The 21,879-nt window shown below is 60.6% G+C and carries 17 protein-coding genes; 2 read left to right on the top strand and 15 right to left on the bottom strand.

Annotated features, from left to right (window positions below; all coding sequences use genetic code 11):
- Positions 1-22 precede the first annotated feature (22 nt).
- From HFC70_RS17620 to HFC70_RS17590, 7 genes are all read right to left on the bottom strand, one after another.
- Complete coding sequence (locus tag HFC70_RS17620; protein ID WP_168474592.1) at positions 23-1,024, bottom strand: ABC transporter permease; 1,002 nt, start codon at positions 1,022-1,024, stop codon at positions 23-25.
- Between the two features lie 8 nt (positions 1,025-1,032).
- The gene (locus HFC70_RS17615) at positions 1,033-2,550 is read right to left on the bottom strand and encodes a sugar ABC transporter ATP-binding protein (RefSeq protein ID WP_168474591.1); all 1,518 of its coding nucleotides are present in this window, start codon (positions 2,548-2,550) and stop codon (positions 1,033-1,035) included.
- 65 nt (positions 2,551-2,615) lie between these two features.
- Entirely contained in the window at positions 2,616-3,626 is a 1,011-nt protein-coding gene (locus tag HFC70_RS17610) for a sugar ABC transporter substrate-binding protein (RefSeq protein WP_168474590.1), read from the bottom strand.
- Between the two features lie 82 nt (positions 3,627-3,708).
- Positions 3,709-5,154: a xylulokinase gene (gene xylB, locus HFC70_RS17605; protein WP_168474589.1), complete on the bottom strand. Its 1,446-nt coding sequence runs from the start codon at positions 5,152-5,154 to the stop codon at positions 3,709-3,711.
- 91 nt (positions 5,155-5,245) lie between these two features.
- Entirely contained in the window at positions 5,246-6,781 is a 1,536-nt protein-coding gene (gene glpD, locus HFC70_RS17600; protein WP_168474588.1) for a glycerol-3-phosphate dehydrogenase, read from the bottom strand.
- On the bottom strand, positions 6,774-7,592 hold the full coding sequence (locus HFC70_RS17595; RefSeq protein WP_168474587.1) for an HAD-IIB family hydrolase: 819 nt from the start codon (positions 7,590-7,592) through the stop codon (positions 6,774-6,776). Before HFC70_RS17595 ends, glpD begins: the two co-directional genes overlap by 8 nt.
- A complete protein-coding gene (locus HFC70_RS17590; RefSeq protein ID WP_210259320.1) occupies positions 7,592-8,926 on the bottom strand; it encodes an iron-containing alcohol dehydrogenase in 1,335 nt (444 codons plus the stop codon). Before HFC70_RS17590 ends, HFC70_RS17595 begins: the two co-directional genes overlap by 1 nt.
- A gap of 45 nt (positions 8,927-8,971) precedes the next feature.
- Between HFC70_RS17590 and HFC70_RS17585 the strand changes: the two genes are divergently transcribed.
- Positions 8,972-10,111, top strand: coding sequence for a sugar-binding transcriptional regulator (locus tag HFC70_RS17585; protein ID WP_168474586.1), 1,140 nt, complete (start codon positions 8,972-8,974; stop codon positions 10,109-10,111).
- Between the two features lie 54 nt (positions 10,112-10,165).
- Here the strand turns inward: HFC70_RS17585 and HFC70_RS17580 are convergent, their stop codons facing one another.
- The 8 genes from HFC70_RS17580 to HFC70_RS17545 form a co-directional block, all read right to left on the bottom strand.
- The gene (locus HFC70_RS17580; protein ID WP_168474585.1) at positions 10,166-11,110 is read right to left on the bottom strand and encodes a sugar-binding transcriptional regulator; all 945 of its coding nucleotides are present in this window, start codon (positions 11,108-11,110) and stop codon (positions 10,166-10,168) included.
- A gap of 44 nt (positions 11,111-11,154) precedes the next feature.
- Entirely contained in the window at positions 11,155-12,147 is a 993-nt protein-coding gene (locus HFC70_RS17575; protein ID WP_168474584.1) for a hypothetical protein, read from the bottom strand.
- Positions 12,148-12,181: 34 nt separating this feature from the next.
- Positions 12,182-13,276 (bottom strand): ABC transporter ATP-binding protein, encoded by a 1,095-nt coding sequence (locus HFC70_RS17570; RefSeq protein WP_168474583.1) that lies wholly within the window; start codon positions 13,274-13,276, stop codon positions 12,182-12,184.
- A gap of 10 nt (positions 13,277-13,286) precedes the next feature.
- Positions 13,287-14,102 (bottom strand): carbohydrate ABC transporter permease, encoded by an 816-nt coding sequence (locus HFC70_RS17565; protein ID WP_168474582.1) that lies wholly within the window; start codon positions 14,100-14,102, stop codon positions 13,287-13,289.
- Positions 14,090-14,962 carry a carbohydrate ABC transporter permease gene (locus tag HFC70_RS17560; protein WP_168474581.1) on the bottom strand — a complete coding sequence of 291 codons (873 nt, stop codon included), beginning with the start codon at positions 14,960-14,962 and terminating at the stop codon, positions 14,090-14,092. The genes HFC70_RS17565 and HFC70_RS17560 overlap by 13 nt, the downstream gene beginning before the upstream one ends.
- Positions 14,963-15,025: 63 nt before the next feature.
- Entirely contained in the window at positions 15,026-16,303 is a 1,278-nt protein-coding gene (locus HFC70_RS17555) for a sugar ABC transporter substrate-binding protein (protein ID WP_168474580.1), read from the bottom strand.
- Between the two features lie 24 nt (positions 16,304-16,327).
- Positions 16,328-17,821: an FGGY-family carbohydrate kinase gene (locus HFC70_RS17550; RefSeq protein ID WP_168474579.1), complete on the bottom strand. Its 1,494-nt coding sequence runs from the start codon at positions 17,819-17,821 to the stop codon at positions 16,328-16,330.
- Entirely contained in the window at positions 17,814-19,523 is a 1,710-nt protein-coding gene (locus tag HFC70_RS17545) for a glycerol-3-phosphate dehydrogenase/oxidase (RefSeq protein ID WP_168474578.1), read from the bottom strand. The genes HFC70_RS17550 and HFC70_RS17545 overlap by 8 nt, the downstream gene beginning before the upstream one ends.
- A gap of 692 nt (positions 19,524-20,215) precedes the next feature.
- Between HFC70_RS17545 and HFC70_RS17540 the strand changes: the two genes are divergently transcribed.
- Entirely contained in the window at positions 20,216-21,817 is a 1,602-nt protein-coding gene (locus HFC70_RS17540; protein ID WP_168474577.1) for an FAD-binding protein, read from the top strand.
- Positions 21,818-21,879: the final 62 nt, after the last annotated feature.

Raw genomic sequence — 21,879 nt, 5'->3', positions numbered from 1 at the left:
GTGTTTTCTGAAATTGTCATGGTCATACCTGCCGCTCCCGTGAGTTTGACGAGGGATTTCGAAGCGGAAACAGAACGCGCAGGCTGCTCGCCCATCCGCGTGCGCTGTCGGAAAAGGCGATGACGCCCATCAGCAGGATCAGGCTGACGACACCGTCGCTGTAGTAGTAGGGGACGCCCATCAGCGAGAAACCGTCGAGCAGCATGGTGATCAACAGAATGCCCGCAAAGGTCGATAGAACGGAGGTCCCGCCCATGATCGCCGCCCCCAGGAAGACGCCGGCATAGGCCGGCATCATCAGGTTGGCACCTTTGTTCGTCTCGGCATTGCCCGATTCGGCCAGGATCAGCAGAACGGCCAGAACGGTCGCGATCGCGCACAGGATATAGGCAAGGGCGACGAAGCGACTGGTGGCGATGCCGGAGAAATGCGCGGCCCGCGGATTTTCTCCCGTCGCATAGAATGCGTGTCCGGTGCGTGTCCGATGCATGACCAGCCAGGCGAGGCCATAGGCGATCAGCAGGAACCACAACGAGACGCCCAGGCCCAGCACCCGGGCATCGTTCAGGTCGGTGATTCCGCTCTGGAAGAAGTTTTCGAAGATCGAACGCCCCCCGGTATACAGGAAGGCGAGACCGGCACACACCGAACCGACGGCGATGGTCGTGACGATATCGGGAAAGCCGAAGCGGCTGATCGCGATCCCTGAAATTGCGCCCAGCGCCGCCCCCAGCGCGATCCCGACCAGGACCGCGACCCAGAGCGGCATGCCCGCGGCAATCACCGCTCCCATGGACATCGCGGAAAAGGCCGCGACGCCGCCGATCGACAGGTCGAACTTGCGCACGATGACAACGAATGTCAGTCCGAGCGCAGCAAGGCCGTTTGCCGCCATGTGGCGCGCTATCCCCGCAAGGCTTGCCTGCGTCAGGAAGCGCGGTTCGGCAAGCGTGAATGCTGCCCCGACCAGGGCCACGAGCAGGGCGAAAGCCAGGGCCCGCCCCGCACCTTTTGGAAGGTTCATCAACTGTCTCATGATTTGCTTTCTCCCATGATGCCGGCCATCAACAGCGCATCGCGGGAAAAGACACCCGAACGCGGCGCGACCTGGCGGCCCTTGTGCATGGCGATGGTGCGGTCGGCGACACCGTGCACTTCGTCGCAATCGCTCGAAATGACGATCACTGCCGCATTGGCGGCTAGCTCGCGCATCAGAGTGTAGATCTTTGCCCGTGCGCCGATGTCGACGCCGACGGTGGGTTCGACGAAGATGTAGACGTCGGCCTCGCTATAGAGGCCCTTGGCCAGCACGATCTTCTGCTGGTTACCGCCCGAAAAGCCGCTGGCCGGCGTCGTGAGGCTTGGTGGATGGAGCGCCACCCGTTCCGTCAACCTCTTGGTGTCGGACCGAATCCGTCGACCGCGCAGGCCCCAGCCGCCGCCCGCCGCCCGTCGCAGGTTGGCCATCGGCACGTTGAACAGAGCAGAACGCTCAAGTGCCAATCCCTCGGTGCGGCGGTCGCCGGGCACCAGGAAAATCCCGGCATCCAGCGCCTCGCGCGGCGATTTCGCACAGATAGGATGCCCGTGAATCGTCACGTCGCCGCAATCCTTCTGCGTCACGCCGAATATCGTCTTGGCCAGTTCCTCGCAGCCCGACCCGACCAGGCCGAAAATGCCGACGATCTCGCCCTTGCAGGCATCGAAGTTGATATTGGAAAATTCGGTCCTGCGGCCGAGATCGCGGACGCTGAGCACGATATCGCCGGCACTGTCCGGCAATGCCCGCTGAGGAAAGATGTCACCCATCGCCTCGCCGAGCATGAGTGTCGCCAGTGACACATCCGTCTCCCGCGCCTCCTCGACGCTCATCCGCGCGATGCATGTGCCGCCCCGAAACACCGAGAAGCTGTCGGCGATGGCGAAGACTTCTTCGAGCTGATGGGTGATGTAGATGATCGCGATACCTTGCGCTTTCAGCTGGTTCATCAGCCGAAACAGATCTTCGCGCTCGACCTCGGTCAGGGTCGAGGTCGGTTCGTCGAGGATCAGGACCTTGATGTCTTCGCCGACGAGTGCCTGCAGGATGGCGACGGCCTCCCGTTCCACGGCTGGCATCTGGCCGACCTCGCGCGACAGGTCGAGCGGTACCGAAAAGCGGGCGAGCAGCGCCTTGGCGCGTGCCGTCATGGCCTTGCGATCGATGCGCCGGAACAGGCCCCTCTCCCGGCTTTCGCGGCCGAGGAAAATATTCTCAAGCCCGCTCATGTCGAGAACCAGTTCCGGATGCTGCTGAACCGTGGCGATGCCGGCGCGGATCGCGTCTTCAGGCGACCGGAAATGCACGTCCTTGCCCCCGATACAAATCGAGCCGGCATCCTTCTGGATGATCCCGGACAGGATCTTGATGAAGGTGGACTTCCCCGCGCCGTTGATCCCGAGCAGCGCATGGATCTCTCCCGGCTGGAGGTGGAATTCCACGTCCTGCAGGGCCATCACCGGGCCAAATCGCTTGCAGATGCCGGATGCGGTCAAAACCGGAGCTTGCATTGTCTCTTTTCCTTCCCAAGCAGGCGAGTTCACGGGACCACTTGGCCCCGTGCCCCTCGGCCGTGTTAGACCGCCCGCAGCCAACCCAGTTCCGCAGCACGGCCGGGAACGTCGAAGTCATCGGGAATGCCGGCCTGCAGCATCTCTTTGGTGACACCATAGGTAGGCGTGACGATCAGGCGCGGAGCGTTGCGGCCGGCCAGATGTTCCTGGGCATAGAAGACGCAGGAATAGGCCATCTCGTAGAAGCTCTGCGCCATCGAGAGCTTCAACGGTGTATCACCGCCGATATAGTTGAAGGCCTGCGAGCCGCCGTCGATACCCGTCAGGATGAGGTCGTTGCGGTTGGCGGCCCGTGCCGCCAGTGTCCCCTCAACGGCCGCGCCGTCCCAGGCACACCAGATCGCGTCGACATCCGGATTGGACGTCAGGATATTATCGACCGTCTGGCGCGGTGTGACATTGCCGGCCAGCGCGAAGGCCCATTCGGAGACGATCTTGACGTCGGGATAGCGGCGTAGTGCCCATTCCATACCCAATGTGCGCTGATCCCAGCTTTCATTCTGCGGCAGCATCACGCGGGCAATCTTGCCCTTGCCTTCCAGCATCTTGCAGATGAACTCGCAGGAATACTGGCCCATGCCGAAATTGTTGGACATCGCGGTGGTCGTCACCGGGGTGCCAGGCACTGCGCTGTCGGCGCAGAAGACCGGGATTCCGGCGGCGATGGCGCGCTGCACGGCCGGAGCGATCGCCACCGCATCGGCCGGGGTGATAAACAGGGCGTCGGGCTTGGAGGCCACCAGGGAGTCGATCTGGTCCGATTGAACACGGGCATCGAAGCCGGCATCGGTCGTCGTCAGATTGCCGCCCAACTCGGCCACGGCAGCCTTGAAGCCGTCTTGCAGATGGCGGCCGGAATCGTAGGTGGTCCAGCCGAGCGCCGCCGCAAAATTGCGATTGGCCGCCTGCGCACGCATCTCCTTCGGCCAAAAGGCAGCCGCGCCGGCCAGGGCAACCGTTCCGGCCATGAAGGCACGGCGGCCAAGCTCAGCTTTCGTGATTTCGTTTGTCATTTTTTCCTCCTCCAGAGTTGATCCGGCCCGGCTCCCGGGTCGGTTTGGTCTGCGCCGTCCACCTCCCGGACGGCGCGGATGCTCAGCACACCTCGGCAAACGCCTTCCAGGTCTGAAATCGCTCGGCATAGCTGTCGGCAAAGGCCGTTGCGGGAAGGACGACGTCGCCTATCTCAGGGCGCCTCAATACCGTTGCGGGCTCGGCCGCTGTCGCGGCGACCATGGCCAACCGGGCCGCGCCGAACGCGGCGCCAAGCGCACTTGCGTCAGGCACTTCCAGCTCGATCCCGAGCGACGTTGCCAGGATGGACAACCAGAGTTTCGACCGCGAACCACCGCCAATCGCCATAAGACGACGCAGGTCTGTGCCGCTGGCCCGGAATGCCTCGGCACATTCGAGGATGGCGAAAGCCACCCCTTGCATGACCGCCTGTGCCATGGCTTCGTCGTCGTGCTGATGGGCGAGCCCCAGAAACCCGCCGCGGATCTTGGCGTCGTTGCGCGGCGACCAGCAGCCGTCGAGAAACGGCACGAAGATCAGATCGGTTGCCGGACGCGGCGCTACGCCGAGGCTCAGCACAAGCTCGTCCGGGCTGCGCTTCAGCCTCTGGCAGAGCCAGGTGAGACAGGAGGTCGCCGACAGGACGACCGACATCTGATGCCATCTCTCCGGCACGGCATGGCAAAGCGTTTCGATGGCCGCAGCTCCGGCCGGTCGGGGACTGGAATTGGCAACGAACAACACGCCTGATGTGCCGAGTGATACCGTTCCCTCGCCCTCTTCGATCACACCGGTGCCGCACGCACCACAGGCATTGTCACCACCACCACCGGCAATGATCGGCGGGACGGTCATGCCCCAGCGCCGGGCAAGTTCAGGCCGCAACCGGCCCGTGACCTCCGTGCCTTCGCAAAGCCGCGGCATCTGCGTCTGATCGAGCCCGGTTGCCTCCAGCATCCGGTCCGACCAGGTCCGAGTATTGAGGTCCACCCACATGGTGCCGCTGGAATCGGCGAGATCGGAGACCTTCTCACCGGACAATCTGAGGCGAACGTAGTCCTTCGGGAGGAGCACGCTGCGGATCTTTGCAAAGGTCTCCGGCTCATGCCGGCGCAACCATAGAAGCTTGCTTGCCGTCACGCCCGGCGATGGACGTCGGCCAACCAAGGTTACCAGATCGGGAACGGCGCGCTCGAGCTCTTCGCATTCAGCGCCGCTGCGCGTATCGTTCCAGAGAATGGCGGTCCGCAACGGTTCGTCATGCACATCAAGCACGGTGGCGCCGTACATCTGTCCCGACAATCCGATGCCCTTGATGGCCGAAAGCTTGGCGGGATGGGCGGCCTGCAGAGCGTCCAGCGTTTCGCAGACCGCGTCCCACCAGAGATCCGGATGCTGTTCCGACCAGCCTGCCCGCTCCCGCGTCACCACAAGCGGTCTCGACGAGGCTTCCGCCACCAGCCGCTGCGCCTCGTCGATGATGACGGCCTTCACCCCGGACGTGCCGAGATCGATTCCCAGATACATCTTTCCCCTCCCATTTCCGCCTTCTCCCTCGGCGGTCGTTCATGTCGGCGTGCGGGCTCCTCTTCCCGCTCGTCGTCATGTAAAAGTCATGTCATGCGGTGCGCCGTTCCTTGTGATCACCCTGGAGATATCGGTCGAGCTCCAGGATTTCCGCCTGGCTCATCAAAAGGCCGAGTTTGCTGCGCCGGAACACGATATCATCCGCCGTCCGGGCCCACTCATTGCGGCAGAGGTAATCGACCTCGGACTGTGTCAATCCTGCGCCGAATTGCCGGCCCAGATCCGCCAGCGTTGTGGCTCCGTCAAGAAGCCGCAACGCCCGCGTGCCGTATTGGCGCACAAGGCGCGTGGAGAGTGCTTCCGACAGATATTCATGGGACGCCCTCAGCCTGGCGACCTGGCGATCGAAGTCCAGCGGCGCAAATTCGCCGCCCGGCAATGATGCCTTTCCGGTCCATCCTTGCGACAGGCCTGTCCGGCGCGGGGCCGGTCCGAGACGCGCCTCGACATGTTCCATCGCGGCTTCGGCAAGGCGCCGATAGGTGGTGATCTTGCCGCCGAAAATGGATAAGATCGGCGCGTCGTCGCGATCATCCAGCTCCAGGGTGTAGTCGCGCGTGGCGGCCTGCGCGTCAGAACTGCCATCATCGTAGAGCGGACGCACGCCGCTATAGGTCCACACCACGTCAGCGGGTGTCACGGGCTTGTCGAAATAGGTGCTGACCAGGGTGCAGAGATAGGCGACCTCCTCGTCTGAAGCCGTGACAACGGCGGGATCACCGGGATAGTCCCGGTCGGTGGTTCCGATCAGCGTGAAACGGCCCTCGTAGGGAATGGTGAAGACGATGCGGCCATCGCCGTTCTGGAAGATGAAGCATCGGTCGTGCTCATAGAGCCTCGGCACGACGATATGCGAACCTTGCACCTGTCGGACACGGCCACGCGGGGCGCGGTGGGCGATATCGCGGGCAATGCCATTTGCCCATGGGCCGCCAGCATTGATCACCATGCGCGCCCGAACCGTCTCCTCGCGTCCGGTCTCGGTGTCTCGGCTGACGATACGCCAGCCACCGTCGGCCAGCGGCTGCGCTGCGGTGCAGCGGGTGCGGACGCGGATCGTGGCGCCGCGCTCCTGTGCGTCGATGGCGTTCAGGATGACAAGCCGGTTATCCTCCACCCAGCAGTCGGAATATTCGAAACCGAGCTTGAGCCCGTCGCTCAGTCCTTCGCCGATCGGACCGTTCGCCAGGTCCACGTGCGACGTCCCAGGCAGCAGCTTGCGGCCGCCGAGATGGTCGTAGATGAAGAGGCCGAGCCGCAGCAACCATGCTGGCCGCATGCCGCGGCTGACCGGCAGCACGAACCGCAGCGGCCGCACGATATGCGGCGCAATGGCCCAGAGCGTCTCCCGCTCCAACAACGCTTCGCGGACAAGCCGAAACTCGTAGTGCTCGAGATAGCGCAGGCCGCCATGCAGCAGTTTGGTGGAAGCCGAGGAAGTCGCACCACCGAGATCACCCTGCTCGCAAAGATACACAGAATATCCCCGGCCGATCGCATCGCGCGCGATGCCGCAGCCGTTGATGCCACCGCCGATGATGGCGATATCGTATGAGGCCTCAGCCATCGACGGTCTCCTTCTGCCTGCGCGACGAAAGGATCCGCTCGGCAATCTCGACAAAGCCGGCGCCGCCCTCGGAGTCCGTCACGAAGGCCGGGGCCTCGAAACTTCCCACGGCGAAAGCGCGGACATTGGCCACGCCGCAGGCATTGGGAAAGAAGCCGAACATCGGTCCGTCATTGGGACTGTCACCTACGAAAACCACCCGTTCACGCTCCCGGTCGATATCGAGGTCCAGGATCTCGCGCGCAAAAATTCGCGTCATGGACAGCTTGTCATAGGCACCGAACCAGCCGTTGACGTGGATCGACGACACTTTCGCAATGGCACCGGCCTCGGTGAAAATATCGAGAATGCGCTGGACCTGATCCGGCCCCAGAGGCTCCACGTCCTCGCAGAAATCAATCGCCAGGTCGGCTTCGCGATAAAGCTGGTCGGAGGCGACGCCGGCTCCCGGCACCTCTCGCAGGATACGCTCGCAAAGGTCTTCCAGACGGCGCCGATTGATCCGACGCTCCTCGTCGCTGGCGAAGAACTTCTGCCGCATGATCCGCGCGTCACGGTCATAGGAAAAGTAGAAGGCTCCGTTTTCCCCGACGACTCCGGCGACCGGCCAGAAGCGGGCAATCATGTCACACCAGCCGGCCGGCCGACCGGTAATCGGGACCACCTTCAGGCCGGCCTGAGCCAGTTGCTCCAGCGCGGCATAGGCTGCGGCCGGCAATTGGCCATCGGTCGTCAATGTATCGTCGATGTCGGTCAGCACTGCCACGCAATCGGCGAGCGTCTCCCACCCAAGGTCTTGTAAAGGGCGCATCAGACGGCCTCCTCGATGAAGTCTTCCAGAATTCCCATGTCGGCAGCCAGATCGAGCATGGAGTAACGATCCCGCATTTCGCGGCAGCGGATCAGCGCCTCCACATAGAGATCCCGTTCCATGCCGATCTCCTCGTAGGTCGCACCACCGCCCGCCGCGCGCAGGTGAACCGCCATGTCGTCGGGGTTCAGCGCCATGGGGCTAAGTGCGCTGCGAAGCTCGGGCCAGAGCCTCTCCAGTTTGTCGTTGAACCGGGCAGTTGCGTCGGTATCCATGGCTTTGGCGCGGCATGCTGCAAGGCAGTCCTCGACGGCTGGCGCGGGATAGCTGGCGCGGATGTCCGCTTCGTCAGGAATATAGGGCTTGACCCTGGGGGCGCTCTCCATCGACAGAACGCGAGCCTGCAAACGGGCCATCGTCACTGACGCCACGCCCACCTGCTGGCCATGCACGGTACCCGGATGACGCTTGCCGGCGAAACTGTCGATCCAGTGCGATATCTGATGCTCGCCCATGGAGCCGGGATGGCTCATGCCGACGACGGCAATGCCGAGACCGGCAAGGGTCATGAGACGCTGCAAGTAGCCGATGGCGTCATGGTCGCGCCGGCCAAGACCGGCCGTGCGGGTCAGCAGTTCGGCTTCGTCGGCCTCCTGCAAGACATAAGGCGAGGTCGCGTAGCGGGTGGAAAACATCCGGTGCGAGAAATACCAGTCGATCTGGGCCGTCGGGCGGCACAGGCTGTCGCCCAGTCCCGCGCCGATCAGATATTGAGGTGCAGCGGCCGAAACACCAATATCTATGAAAACGCCCTTGGCAGCATGCGCCTTCTGCGTGGTCTTGAGCCCTGAATGCAGAGTGATCGACGCTGTCGACGAGGTGTAGCCGTTCATCGACGGCGCCGTGGCGAAGACGCTGTAGGCGCGACCATCGAGATAGGTCGCGTATTTGCACAAGTCATTGATCGTGCCCGAACCGACGGCCACCAGGCTTTCAACTCCGGCGGTTAGCGCCTGAAGCGCGGCGACCTGCCCTTCATCGGCATGTGGGTGGTCGAGGATGAAAAGCCGCGCCTTGCTACCCAGCACCTTGGCGATCCGGTCGCCCATGGCTGCAGCCGTCGCCGCGTCGCAAACGACGCCGTAATTGGAGGCCGGCATGACCGCATCAAGCAGATCGCTGGCCTGGTCCGCCAGACCGTCCCCGATCAGGATATTGCGGAACGGAACGTCAACGGCGCGCCCGGTATCGGGGTCCAGCCAGCGTCCGGAGGTGACCTCATCAATGAGATCATTCCAGCCGTTCGACATGCCAATTGGCACTGATTGCGACACGCTCACTTCATTCCTCCCAGGCAGTCCTCATCCTCGGGATGAAATATGCCAACAAGTAATGGCATATGTCAATGGCAATTTTCAACACGACATGACGTACGCCACATTCGCCGCGAATGGCGCATATTTCGGTGGACCCGAATGCCTAAATTTGCGATTGAACGAGAAAAGAGGGCGACAATTGAAATGAAGAAAGCAGACGCTCCCGAGACAAAAAACGCCTCCGGGCGGCGCGAAATTCCCGCACAGTTCGCCATGGACGAAGTGCTTTGGGCTGCCTGGCTTTACTATGAGCAGGGGCTGAAGCAGGACGAGGTCGCCGAGCAGCTCGGCATTTCCCGCGCAACGGTGTTCAATCTTTTGCAGAAGGCGCGTGATGAAGGCGTCGTCAGCATCGCCATCGACCCGACCCGGATCGCACGGATCGACCTTTCGCTCGAGATTTGCGCGCTGACGGGATTGTCCGAGTGTTTTGTCCTGCCCAACCTGCGGGACCGTGCCGGGCTTCACGAACAGATTGGCCACCTCGGCGCGCGAGTGCTGGAACGGCGCTTGCGCAGCCACGACACGATCGGCGTGGCCTGGGGCCGCACCGTGCTCGCGCTGTCCAAGTCTTTGTCCTGGATCAGCTTTCCCCATATCACGGTCGCCCAGACCACCGGCAGCTCCGCCGCGACCTTCGATTTTTCGCCGGTGCTTTGCACTTCAAACATTGCCGAGCGACTGAGCGCACGCGCCGTCAACCTTCATGCGCCGGGTGTTGTCTCGTCGCCACATGTGAAGGATATCCTGATGGCGGAGCCGACGATCCGCGATCATTTTTCCCTTCTGCGCCAGTGCACAAAATCGATCTTCGGCGTCACACAGCTGGTCGGCGAAACACTGCTCGTGCAGGGCGGTTTCATGACCGAGGCTGAAATCGCGACCTATCGCGACCTTGGCGCTATCGGTTTTGCGTCGGGATTTTTCTTCGACGCAGACGGCCGGATCGTGACCAGTGAATTCGACGAACGCCACATCACCATGCCGCTCGAGGATCTGATCAACGTGCCGGAGCGGATTTGCGTCGGCGGAGGGCCGGAAAAAGTAGGGGCCGTCATTGGGATGTTGCGGGCGAGGCTGGCGAACGTGATGATTATGGACGAGACAACCGCAAACAGGGTGCGGGACGCGTTCCGCGGTTAGTCGCACCCTTTGGCCGTAGTTTGATCTGAATTGAAACTCGAAACGCAGCGGCACTCAACCAGCAGCCAAGAGTTCCGCAAGTTTGGCATCAGTGACGAGATGATCAACAAAACCGCCGCGCAAGGCGGCTCTCGTCGCATCGTGCTTGAAGGTGCCGCTGACAACGAGCAGGCCTTCCATTGTTTTGAGAAGATCATGATCGGCACCAATGATGCGCTCGTCCAGTTCACCCAGGACCGCCCTACCCTCTGTGTCGATGAACCGCCCGGCGATGATGCCGACAGCACCGCGGGCGCGGTAGCTGTCGATATCCTCCACGGTGGCAATCTTGAACTGGACGACGTGTGTATCTGGAGTACACGGGCTTAGGGAAAAGATCGACTTGTTGCATTTTTGCAGGTTATCGAGCTGTTCGCGGATGATCGGCTCCGCCTTGAGCGCCGACGCGAGCGAGGCGCTGGAACAGACGGCCGGAGCGTTGAAATTGATGCAATAGGCGCCCAGCCGGCGTGCAATTTCGGTGCTGCAGCTCTCCGACGTACTGAGCAACGGATTGGCAATGGAGCCGAGCAGCTGGCGAACGGTCAAATCCTCTATCGGCCAGTGGGGCACGTATTCGGAAACAAACGACACGGTCTGCCCCCAGGAAACCCCGAGAACATCACCCTTTTCAAGAAAATTGGGAAGGTGATACGCCGCCACTTCGCACACGGCGCGCGACAGAACCTCGCCCTGCGCGCCCTCATCAGGTACGACATGGACACTCTTCAGTCCGAACTTGTCCTTCAAACTGTCTGCAAGGGAGTTGATGCGAAAATGTTCCGGCGCAACCTGTATGCAGACGATGTTGCGTTCCTTGGCGAGCTTCAGATAGCTGATGACCGTCGGCTTGGAGAGGGACAGCTTATCCGCAATTTCTCCCTGTGTCAGGTTTCGAACATAGTACATCCACGCGACCTCGGCGATGATCTTGCTGGATGGATGCTGCTGGCGATACATGCGTTTGTCCGGTGTTTGCTGTGACCACAGGTTGCGGAGCCTTGCTACCGGTCTGCGCCGGCCAGAAGGACCTCTTCGGTTATAAGCAGGTCGTCGTCAATCGAACGATCGGGAGAAAGCCCGGACCTGGCAAGATCGGCATGGTAACCGCGGACCGCATCGGAAGGCGAAACCTCAACGTCAGCCACCAGCCGCATCCACGACAGGAACGTCGTCTGGTGTTCCGCCATATTGATCTTGCGGCCGAACAGGGCAAGGCGCGCACCGCACTTTTCGGCTTGTCGCACCAGCTCGAATGTATCGCGGTGTGTCCCCGTTCCGCCTCCAAGCACGCCGATGATCACCGACGGGTCGTGCGCGACCAACTCTTCCAGAGCTGCCGGTCCATTATAGGCGACCTTGAGAAACTCCGGGCGCTCCTCAAGCGTCAAACCGGCCAGTGCGCGCGCGATACAATCGTTGACATACATGCCGGTTTCCTCCGCTGTGAAACCCGTTGGCACGTTGGGATTGAACACTTCCAGGAAGTGCCGTTTTCCTGCAGCGCGCGCGTCCGGCCGGAATATGCGGTAGGCGTCGAGTGTTACAGCATCCGTGGCTGCGCAGTTGTTGAAAGTCATCGAATATAAACAGAGATCCGCTTTCGCTCTTGAAAGGTCCGTGCTGCGAAACGGAATTGAAGGAGTCTCTCGGTATTTGCCACCGCGCACGACGCCCCATACATCGGTCGTATCATTGGCACGGAATGCCGGCATGACGCGCGAGCCGGCAAAAATCCCGCTGGTATGGAGCGCCTCGATGTTCGATGTCGAAGCAAGCATAATATCGACTGCATCTTCGCGGACGATCGCCTCGATTTCCGCCAGAAACTCCGCGCGGGTACGGTTTCCCGTCACCTGCCCCCTGGCATCCCGGCGGCGGCCGGTGGTGAGGATACCACCTGAGAGATCGGCATCTTTCGCATCGGCGAGGATAAAATCTCCCTTGCGGTAATTACCATCGCGAATGCGCTCTATTTTTTCGTCGTAGCGGGTCATTGGCATGTTTATTTCCATTACAGGTCTTGAACATTCAGGCAGCGGCGCGCAACAGCGATCGGCCGGTATCCTTAGAAAAAATATGAATGCTGGCCGGCTCGATCGAGAAGTCGACTTTCTGGCCGGGTTCCAGCGTACGAAAAGCTTTGGTCACAAAGGACATGTCCCGGCCGTCGACATCGACGATGACCTGTCCGTCACTGCCCATGTTCTCGACCAGAACGACCGTACCGGTGATGACATTGGCATCCCCTGGGGAGGCGATATCCATTTTCGAGGGGCGCAGGCCGACCTCGACCGCTCCACCATCTGCAAAGCCCTGGTAGTCGGCAACGGGCACCCGCAGTTTGATGGATCCCGATGACAGCTCGGCTTCCTGACCGTCGAGACGAACTTGGCAGTCGCGGAAATTCATGGCGGGGGAGCCGATGAAATCGGCGACAAAGCGTGTGGCCGGGCGGTCGAATATCTCCGAAGGCGTGCCCTGTTGCTCAATGACACCCGCACGCATCAGCACGATTCGGTCGGCTATGGTCATGGCCTCCAGCTGGTCGTGGGTCACGAAAATCGTTGTCGTCTTGAGCTCCAGATGCATCCGGCGGATTTCCGTCCGCAGGCGCTCGCGCAGCTTGGCGTCGAGGTTCGACAGCGGCTCGTCAAACAGGAAGAGCTTGGGTGTCTTGATCATCGCCCTGGCCATCGCAACGCGCTGCTGCTGGCCACCCGACAGGTTTTTCGGCTTCCGCTCCAAAAACTGGTCGAGCCCGAGCAGAGAGGAGACATGGGCCACGCGCCGAGAAATGTCTGCGGCCGGCACCTTCTGGCGACGAAGACCGAAAGCGATGTTCTCGAAGACACTCATGTGCGGGTACAGCGCATAGGACTGGAACACCATTGCCACGCCGCGTTCGCCGGGCGGCAAGTTGGTCACATTCTGGTCGCCGATGCTGACTGTGCCGCCGGAGATTTCCTCAAGGCCGGCGATCATGCGCAGCATCGTGGACTTGCCGCAGCCGGAGGGGCCAAGGAAGACGACGAATTCATGGTCCGCGATATCGAGGTTCAGACCATCGATGACCGTAAGGCCGCCATAGGACTTGCGGATGTTCAAGCATTTGATGTTTGCCATTGTGATATTCCTATTTCCGGGCCGTACTGACCATTCGGTTGATGAAGCTCATCAGCAGACCGATGAAAACCAGCGGCGGCAGCACGAGAATGACGGTGGAAGCGTTGATCACGCCCCATGGAACTTCCTTGCCGAGCGAGGTGATGGAAGCTGCGACAACAGGCAGGGTGCTATTTTGCGCCGCAAGCGTCAGGGCCAGCAGAAGCTCGTTCCAGACGAGGACGAAGGTGAAGACCAGAGCCCCGAACAAGGATGGTGCTGCGATGGGCAGGGCGAACTTTACAAAGATCTCCGTCTGCGTGCAGCCTTCCATGGCCGCCGCCTCTTCGATCTCCCTTGGCACTCTTTCGAATGCCGGAATGGAGAGCCAGATGACCGTCGAGATCGTCGAGATGAGATAGACGAGGATCAGCCCCGCCGGCGTGTCGTACAGCCCGAGATCGAGATAGATAATGATGAACGGGATGGCGATGGCGACCGGCGGCATGAACCGCAGCGACAGCACGAAGAACTGCATGTCGTCCTTCAACCGGTTGACATGCCGGGCAAGCGTGTAGGCTGCCGGAATGCCAAGCAAGGCACCCAGCAGGACAGAGACACCGACGACGATGACGGAGTTCGCAAGTCCGTCCCTGATCGACGGATTTTGCAGGATCGTCGTGAAATTCTCGAGCGTTGGCGTGAAGATCAGCGTGGGAACGGGTGTGACGATATCCTTCAGCTTCTTGAACGAGCCAAGCACGGTCCACAGGATCGGCGTCAGGGCGACAAGGACCAGAAGGGTAAGGATCACCCCTGAAAAACTGCGGCGGATCAGGCTGACCATTTGCGGATACCTCTCCAGACAAGGGTGAAGACGACGGTGGTAATGAGAAGCAACAGGATGGACATGGCAGACGCGTAAGACACCCGACCGCCCAAGTTGATCCCGGCCTGATAGGCATAGAGATCCAGTGTTTCGGTGGCCGTCCCCGGCCCGCCACCGGTCATCACGTAGATCAGGTCGAAGGACCGCAACGATTCCACCGCCTTGACCAAGGCCAGGCTGATAATCGGCGCCTTGAGCATCGGCAGGGTCACGTAAGCATGGATCTCCCATGTTTTCGCATTGTCCAGCTGCGCCGCCTCGATCGGATCTTTTGGCAAGGTCTCCAGCAGTTTCAGCATGATGACCGTGAAGAATAGGCCCCATTGCCAAATGTCGACCGCGGCCACCGAAAAAAGGGCGAGCGACGGATTGGCGAGAAACTCGATGGGGCCGAGGCCGAACAGACTGGCGATATAGTTGATCAGGCCGAGGGACGGCGAGTAGAGGAAACGCCAGATGAAGGCGGCAGCGACACGCGGCAGCAGCACCGGCGCGAGAAACGCCAGGCAAATCATATTGCGGGTCCGGGCCGATCGTGTCGTCTCGAAAATGTAAATCGACAGCAACGTTGCAACCAGCAGCGAGCCGGCAACCGTGATGATTTCCCACAGCGCGGAAATCTTCAGCGCGTTCAGAAATCGTCTGTCACCCAGTAGCCGCTGATAATTGTAGAGGCCGACGAAATCATAATCCGAATAGCGCAGCGACCTGTCCATCACCGAAAAATACAGGGCGCCCGCGATGGAGACGAAAGCCAGAATACCCAGAATGGTGAAAGCCGGTGCCAGCGTCCAGAATACGAAGCGTTGTTTATGCATTCCGTTGCTCTTTGAAAACTGAGGGAACCGGGCGGACCAGCCGCCCGGTCTTGGGCCGCAAAGTTATTTTGCGTGGCGGAGCGTATCTTCTGCCGAGAATGCCGCCTCATCGAGCGTGGCCTGGATGTCCGTCTTTGTGCCGGTGAAGATCTCTTCCAGCGCGAGGCCGAGATTGTCCCCGATTTCCGGCCATACGGGGCTTGCCATGATGAGCAGCTTCGTACGCGAACCCGTCGCAAGGAGCGCCTCGATGTATTCGGCGGGAACAGCCTTCTGGAATGCCTCGCTCTTCAAGGTAGACTGACGGCCGATGTCGGAGGCAATGCCGTCTGCAAGCCGCCGGGCTTCCATGTCCTTCGACGTTGCCCAGCCGACGAAATCGCCTGCGACCTTCTTGGTGCATTCGTCCTTGGCACCAACCGCCGAAACCGCAAAACCATGAGCCCAGCCGGCCGAGCCGAGCGGCTCCGGAGGCGGTGCATAGCCGACCTTGCCCTTGACGGTCGATTTATCCGGGTCTTCCATCCACGGGCCGAACACGTCGGACTCGATGAGGTAGGCTACCTGACCGCCACGAAACGCCTCGACGGAGTCCGACCAGTTGAAGGTACCGACACCAGGCGGCGCATATTTCATCAGGTCGACATAAAGCTCGGTCGCCTTGACGCCGATGTCCGAATTGAAGGCAGGCTTGTCGCCGTCCATCCACTCGCCGCCCATGCCGCGGAAGAAGGGGGTCCAGCGCCAGACGTTCATGCCGGAGCCGCGTTGCCCGCGGGCCGCCCATCCATAAAGCTTGTTGGCGGGATCATTGACCGCCTTGATGCCCGCGACCATCTCGTCGAGCGTCTTCGGAACCGTCAAACCGGCCTTTTCCAAAACGTCCTTACGATAGATGAGAATATCGCCGCCGCCGACAAAAGGCGCGAAATACTGTGTTCCTTCGTAGGTCGCGACGTTGGCCAGATCGACACGGAAATCCTTGATGTCGTATTCGGCAGGCAGGACGTCTGCCAGCGGATAAAGCCATCCAGCCGTTGCATATTCCGGCGTATTGGCTTCATCGACATAAAGAACCTGATAGGCTCCGGCGCCAGTGGAAGCATCCAGACGCGCCTTGGCGCGGCGTTCGTTTTCGCCCAGCAGGTTGATCTTGACGGTTGTCTGCCATTTCGCATTGAACTCGCCGACATATTTGTCGAGTTCGGTGACCGATGGCATGCCCTGCGCAATCACGTTGAGCGTGGGAACCTTGCCAATGCAGGCATCGGCTTGCGCAAAGGCCATCACAGGTGCGGCGAGCATGGCGACCGAGCAAAGTAGGGCTGTTTTCAGATTCATCGTTATTCCTCCTCCAAAGAAACGTTAGATTGTCTGCGTTTCCGATCCTTCGAACAGATCGGCTAGTTTCTGATCAAGCATCAGAAATTGGTGATAGCGGTCCTGGTACCAGGCGCGCAGACCGGCATTCGGCAGCGCCGTTCGCGTGACACGGCACATGGCGCCAATGGCGGTTGGCAGATCGCGGTAATGTCCGGTGGCAACCGCGGCGCAGATCGCAGCGCCGAGGGCGCCAAGCTCCTCACCTTCCGAAACCTCCACTGGAACCCCGCAGACATCCGCAAAGATCTGGGACCAGACCTCGCTTTTCGATGCCCCGCCGGCAAGGCGGATGATGCCGGGGCGATGCGGCGCGACGTATTGCGCGATACCCTCCCCGTGCCGCCGGTGCTGGAAGGCCACGCCTTCGTAGAGCGCGCGTAGCATAGAGCCGGTGTCATCCGAATTGACCAACCCGACGAAAGAGCCACGTCGCGGGGCCGGCCCATTGACGAAGGGCATGAAATGGCAGCGGCGCGCCATGACAGGGCTCTCCTGCACGAGGGCATTCGCACGTTGGAAATCGATCTGGTCGCCGGCGACGCGTGAAAGATACCAGTTGAGATTGCCCGCAGACGTTGGGCTTCCATCCGCCAGCAGACGGCAGGCGCGATCCCTGTGGATCATGTTGAGGATCGGCGGACGCCCCTCGACCGGGCCGTTGGTCTCAATCGCATTGATCGACCAGGTTCCGGCGATCATCGTCAGCGCATCATTACCCACCACCCCGGATCCCGTGACGCAGGCACTGACATCCATCATGGCAGTGACGACGGGTATTCCCTCGCGCAAACCGGTTTCGGCCGCTGCTGCAGCGCAAACATGCCCGGCGACCGATGAATTTTCGGCAAGCGGCGGCATGCGACTGAAGAATTCCGGAATCCCTGCCCGCTCGTAGAGCGCCGCATCATAATCACCAAGCTCAAGGTTCAGCAGGCCGCCCCCGCTTGCATCCGTCGGGTCGGTGGCGGCAGTTCCCGTCAGCCGCATGCGGATAAAATCCTTGCACGGCAGAGCCCAGCGCGTCTTTGCGACAACATCGGGCTCGTTTCGCGACAGCCAGACAAGCTGCATGATGGTCTGGCCGCCCCAGACACGATGGCCGTTCATCGCCTCGATTGCGTCTGCCGTTCCGTCACGGAGAAATTCGTCGACGATCGATTGGGCGCGGTGATCGACGGACACGATGCCCGCGCGGGTTCCTCGACCGTTCTCATCGACGAGAAAGACGCCGTTCCCAAAGCCGGTGCAGGCAATGGCGGCGATCCGGCCGGCATCGATCTCGGATGCCGTCAAGGCACGGATCGCCTGAGCCGTCCGATCCCAGAACGCTTCGGGTTCGCGCTCCACCCAGCCGTTTTCCCGGTGGACGGTGACGACATCGATGGCGCGGACGGCCACGAGTCGGCCCTCAGCATCGAACACGGCTGCCTTGACGGCCGTGCCGCCAGCATCTATTGCCAGAAAAAGATCACCCATGCCACGCCTCCTGGGAGAGAGACGCCGTTGACCGAATGATCAATGCCGGAATTTCCAGGCAGCGAGCGACTTCCGCCCTTGCCCACTCGCTGTCCAGTCCGCGCGCCTCGGCCAGAATGGTCGCGAATTCGCGGATGACCGCCTCGTTGCAGCGCCCGTCCAGGACGATCTGCGTGCGACGAAGAAGGAGATCGTCCAGCATCAATGCCGCCCGCCGTACGACGAGCCAGCCGATTTCACGCTTCGAATAATCGGGAAGGCTCGCCACCGGCCGGTCATTCTCTTCGGCGCAGTGGGCAGCAACATCAGCGGCAATGGCTCCGTATCGCTTGACCAGGTCATGCGCCCGCTTTGGCGACAGCCCGAAGGTGCTGGCGATCTGCAAGGCGATCCGTTCTGCCCCATCCTCGCCGACCCCAAATCCGGCAGCCCCAGGATAAGGCCTGCGGCGGGTGTCGGCTTTCCGGGTAACCTTCAGCAGCCCGAATATGCGATCGCCGGCCTGCTCTCCGAAGGCACGAAAGGTCGTCCATTTTCCGCCGACCAAGGACAGCAGCGGAACCGAGCCGACAATTAGACGGTCCTCGGCAATCATGTGATCGCGATTCGCCTGGTTGGCGCTTGCACCTCCACCGCTCTGCAGCGGACGTATGCCTGTGGTCACCGTGGCAATGTGGTCCGCGGTGATCTTGATATCGTCGAACAGGCTTGATAGTGCCGAGAGTAGATAGTCGACCTCGGCCGGGGCGATCGAGGCGTCGTTCGGATCCTCAACCTGGATTTCGGTGGTCCCGAGCAGGATCGTCCGATCGAGCGGATAGCAGATCACCATCCGGCCCTTTCCGTCATCGAAATAGAAGGCACGGCCCGCCATGCGCTGAAACAGTTCGTCATGACGGATGAGCAGATGCGCGCCTTTGACTGGCCTGATGTAGTGCGTCTGCAGGCCAAACTTCTGGTTGACGCGGTCAACCCAGGCCCCCGATGCATTGACGATCACTTTCGGCCGGAGGGCGAATTCCTGGCCACCAAGACTGTCCAGAACGGTAATGTCACCGTTTTCAGACATGCTCCATTCGGCGTGATTGAGGCAGGCAACGTCCTGGCTGGCCGAAAGCGCATCCTCGATCATCTCCAGGACAAGCGCCTCGGGATTGCGGATGCGCGCATCGAAATAGCTGATAACGGCCTTGTAACGTGCTGCCAACCGTTCCGGAAACACACCTCTCGACAGCAGCATCCGGTGCAAGGGAAGCACCTTTTCCACCCGGCCAAGGAATTCGTACAGATACAGCGCACCTTTAAGCCCCGCGGCGCTGAGTGTATTGTCCCGTGTGCTCACGCCCATAAAGCGCAGGATCGAGCCCGGCAAACCTTTAATGTAACTGGTCAAGGGCACCACGACCTCAAGCGGACGGGTGAAATGCGGTGCATATTTGAGCAACAGATTGCGCTCGCAGGTCGATTCCGCAACGAGCTTGAATTCGCGGTTTTCCAGATAGCGCAAACCGCCATGTGCCATGCGCGAGGACGCACCGCTTGCGCCCATGCAGAAGTCGGAACGCTCGACGAGTAACGCGGAAACACCGTTCAACGCCAGTTCCCTCAGGACGGCAACACCATTGACGCCACCGCCAATGATCAGGACATCAAACGACGCTCCGGACGCGATGCGCGCCAGGCTTTGCTCCCGGATTCTCATGTATTCTCCAACCCTTCAACAGTGCGAGGCAGATTTATCGTTCACACTGGATGAGAAGAAACTCGCAGATTATTTATTTTTGTCAATAAGGCTTTATTTTTATAAAGCTTACTGTGCGCCATAGAGCAACTTATTGTATTTATTCGAAATTTATGTCGTATTCGTCGACTTGAGGCGCGATTGAAAGTCATTATTTCCGAAATCCGTCGCACGAATGATACAATTCGAACGACAGACGACATGGATCACTGAGAAGTTTTCTGCAACTTCTCGATCAGGGCGATGCGAAGCGCTCGCGAGACACGAGGAAAGTGGGCCGATGGCAAAAGCGCGCCCACCGGCGCCTTGATGGGGATCTGAACCGGCGACCTTTCACCAATCCCTAAAATGCTGAAGTTATTGTAGGCTATGCAGAAATTCTTACACTCTTAGTTGCGCACGACGAGAATGGGAACGTTGACCATACTTACTCGCGATCTCAACGGGACTGGTCTAATGTTGCGAGAGCCAAGGCGCTTGGTCCTCAATTCCAGGTCCGAATCGTTTGAACTGAATTTAGGATCATTACCGCCGCGCCAGCCCTTCCAGGTTATTGAATGCTGGAGAACTTGTCCTCTTAAAGTGTCGACACATTGGTAGACAGATAGGCTTCTCCTGATCTATAATGTCTCCTATCAGACGAGGGGATCGGCATGGATGAATTTGATGTCATCGTTATCGGAACAGGATCGGCAGCATGTTCGGCGGCGCTCCGGGCTGCCAAAGGCGGTCTTCGCGTCCTTGCGATCGAAAAAAGTGCCAAGCTCGGCGGCACCTCGGCAATGTCCGGATCCGGCGTGTGGATTCCGGCAAACCATATCGCGGCAGCGGAGGGGGTGTCCGACAGCAAGCAGGAAGCACTCGACTACCTGAGGGCCGTGCAGCCGCCGGATTGGGCCGACAAGGAAGGCGCCCGTCATCGTGCCTTTGTCCAGAACGCGCCGACGATGCTGAAATTCTTGTCCGACAACACGCCAATCGATTTTCGACTGATTGACGAGCCGGATCCGTATGTCGAAGCATCCGGAGGCAAGAAATACGGTCGCATGCTGTCGCCCATGCCGCTGAGCCGTCGGCTGATCGGCAAATATGCCGGCAAGATGCGGCGCTCCACCCTTCCGCATCTCTTCACCTATCAGGAAAACGTCAATCTCGACCTCTATCATCGTCCGTTTCACGCCATATTCAAGACGTGGCCGAAGCTGGTCTGGCGCTGGCTGAACAATGCGGGCGCGCAGGGCACGGCGCTGATGACCGGCCTGATCAAGGGTTGCCTGGATGCCGGCGTAACGTTTCGTCTCGAGACCAGGGCTGTGGGCCTGGTGCAGGACAACAGCGGCCGCATTGTCGCCGTCGAGGTCGAAAGCAAGGCGCGCCGTGAGACCATTACCGCACTTCGGGGCGTGGTGATCGCCTCCGGCGGGTTCGAATGGAACAAGGAAATGCGGGAACGCCATTTCCCTGGGCCACTCGACCGAATCGGCACACCGATGAGCAATGAGGGCGATGGCCAGAAAATGGCGGAAGCCGTGGGCGCCCATCTCGACAATATGGATCAGGCCAATGTGTATGTCTGCCTTCCGACTCGCTACGAGGGCAAGCGCTATGGCCTGCCGATCAACTTCCTCTATGAGCCGCATTCCATCGTCGTGAACCGTGCCGCCAGGCGTTTCGTCAGCGAGGCCCATTTCAATATCGGCGAGGCGCTCGATGCCCGCGACGAGACCGGCGCGCCGGTCAATCTTCCCTGCTATCTGGTCGGCGACCATCGCTTCCTGCAATCCTCCTTCCCCTTCCGCTGGTATGCCTCATACGAACCGGACTGGGTCAAGAAGGCCAATACGATCGACGAACTTGCCGCCAAACTCGGGCTGCCGGCCGCGGCGCTCAAGGAATCGGTCGACCGCTGGAACACCTTTTGCGCCAAAGGCAAGGACGAGGATTTCCATCGCGGCGAACCGGCCTGGGAGCGCAAGAAGGACGGCGGCAATATCCGTCTCTACCCGATCGACAAACCGCCTTATGTCGGCCTTTCGGTCAACCGCTCGATCATCGGCACCAAGGGCGGCGCGCGCACCAACGAATTTGCCCAGGTGCTGCGTCCGGACGGGTCCATCATCCCAGGCCTTTACGCCGCGGGTCTGGCAATGGCCAATCCGATCGGCACCCGGGCCGTCGGCGCCGGCACGACGCTTGGTCCGAACCTGACCTGGGGGTTCATCTCGGCCGAAACGATCCTCAGGCAGAACCTTTAGAACGACCAACCAAACATTTAGAATTGCCGCAGGCTGCTGCCGCGCAGATACGAGAGGGAACG

Source organism: Agrobacterium sp. a22-2 (genome assembly GCF_012276985.1).
Taxonomy (GTDB): domain Bacteria; phylum Pseudomonadota; class Alphaproteobacteria; order Rhizobiales; family Rhizobiaceae; genus Allorhizobium.
This window is presented reverse-complemented; position numbering and strand designations above follow the sequence as displayed.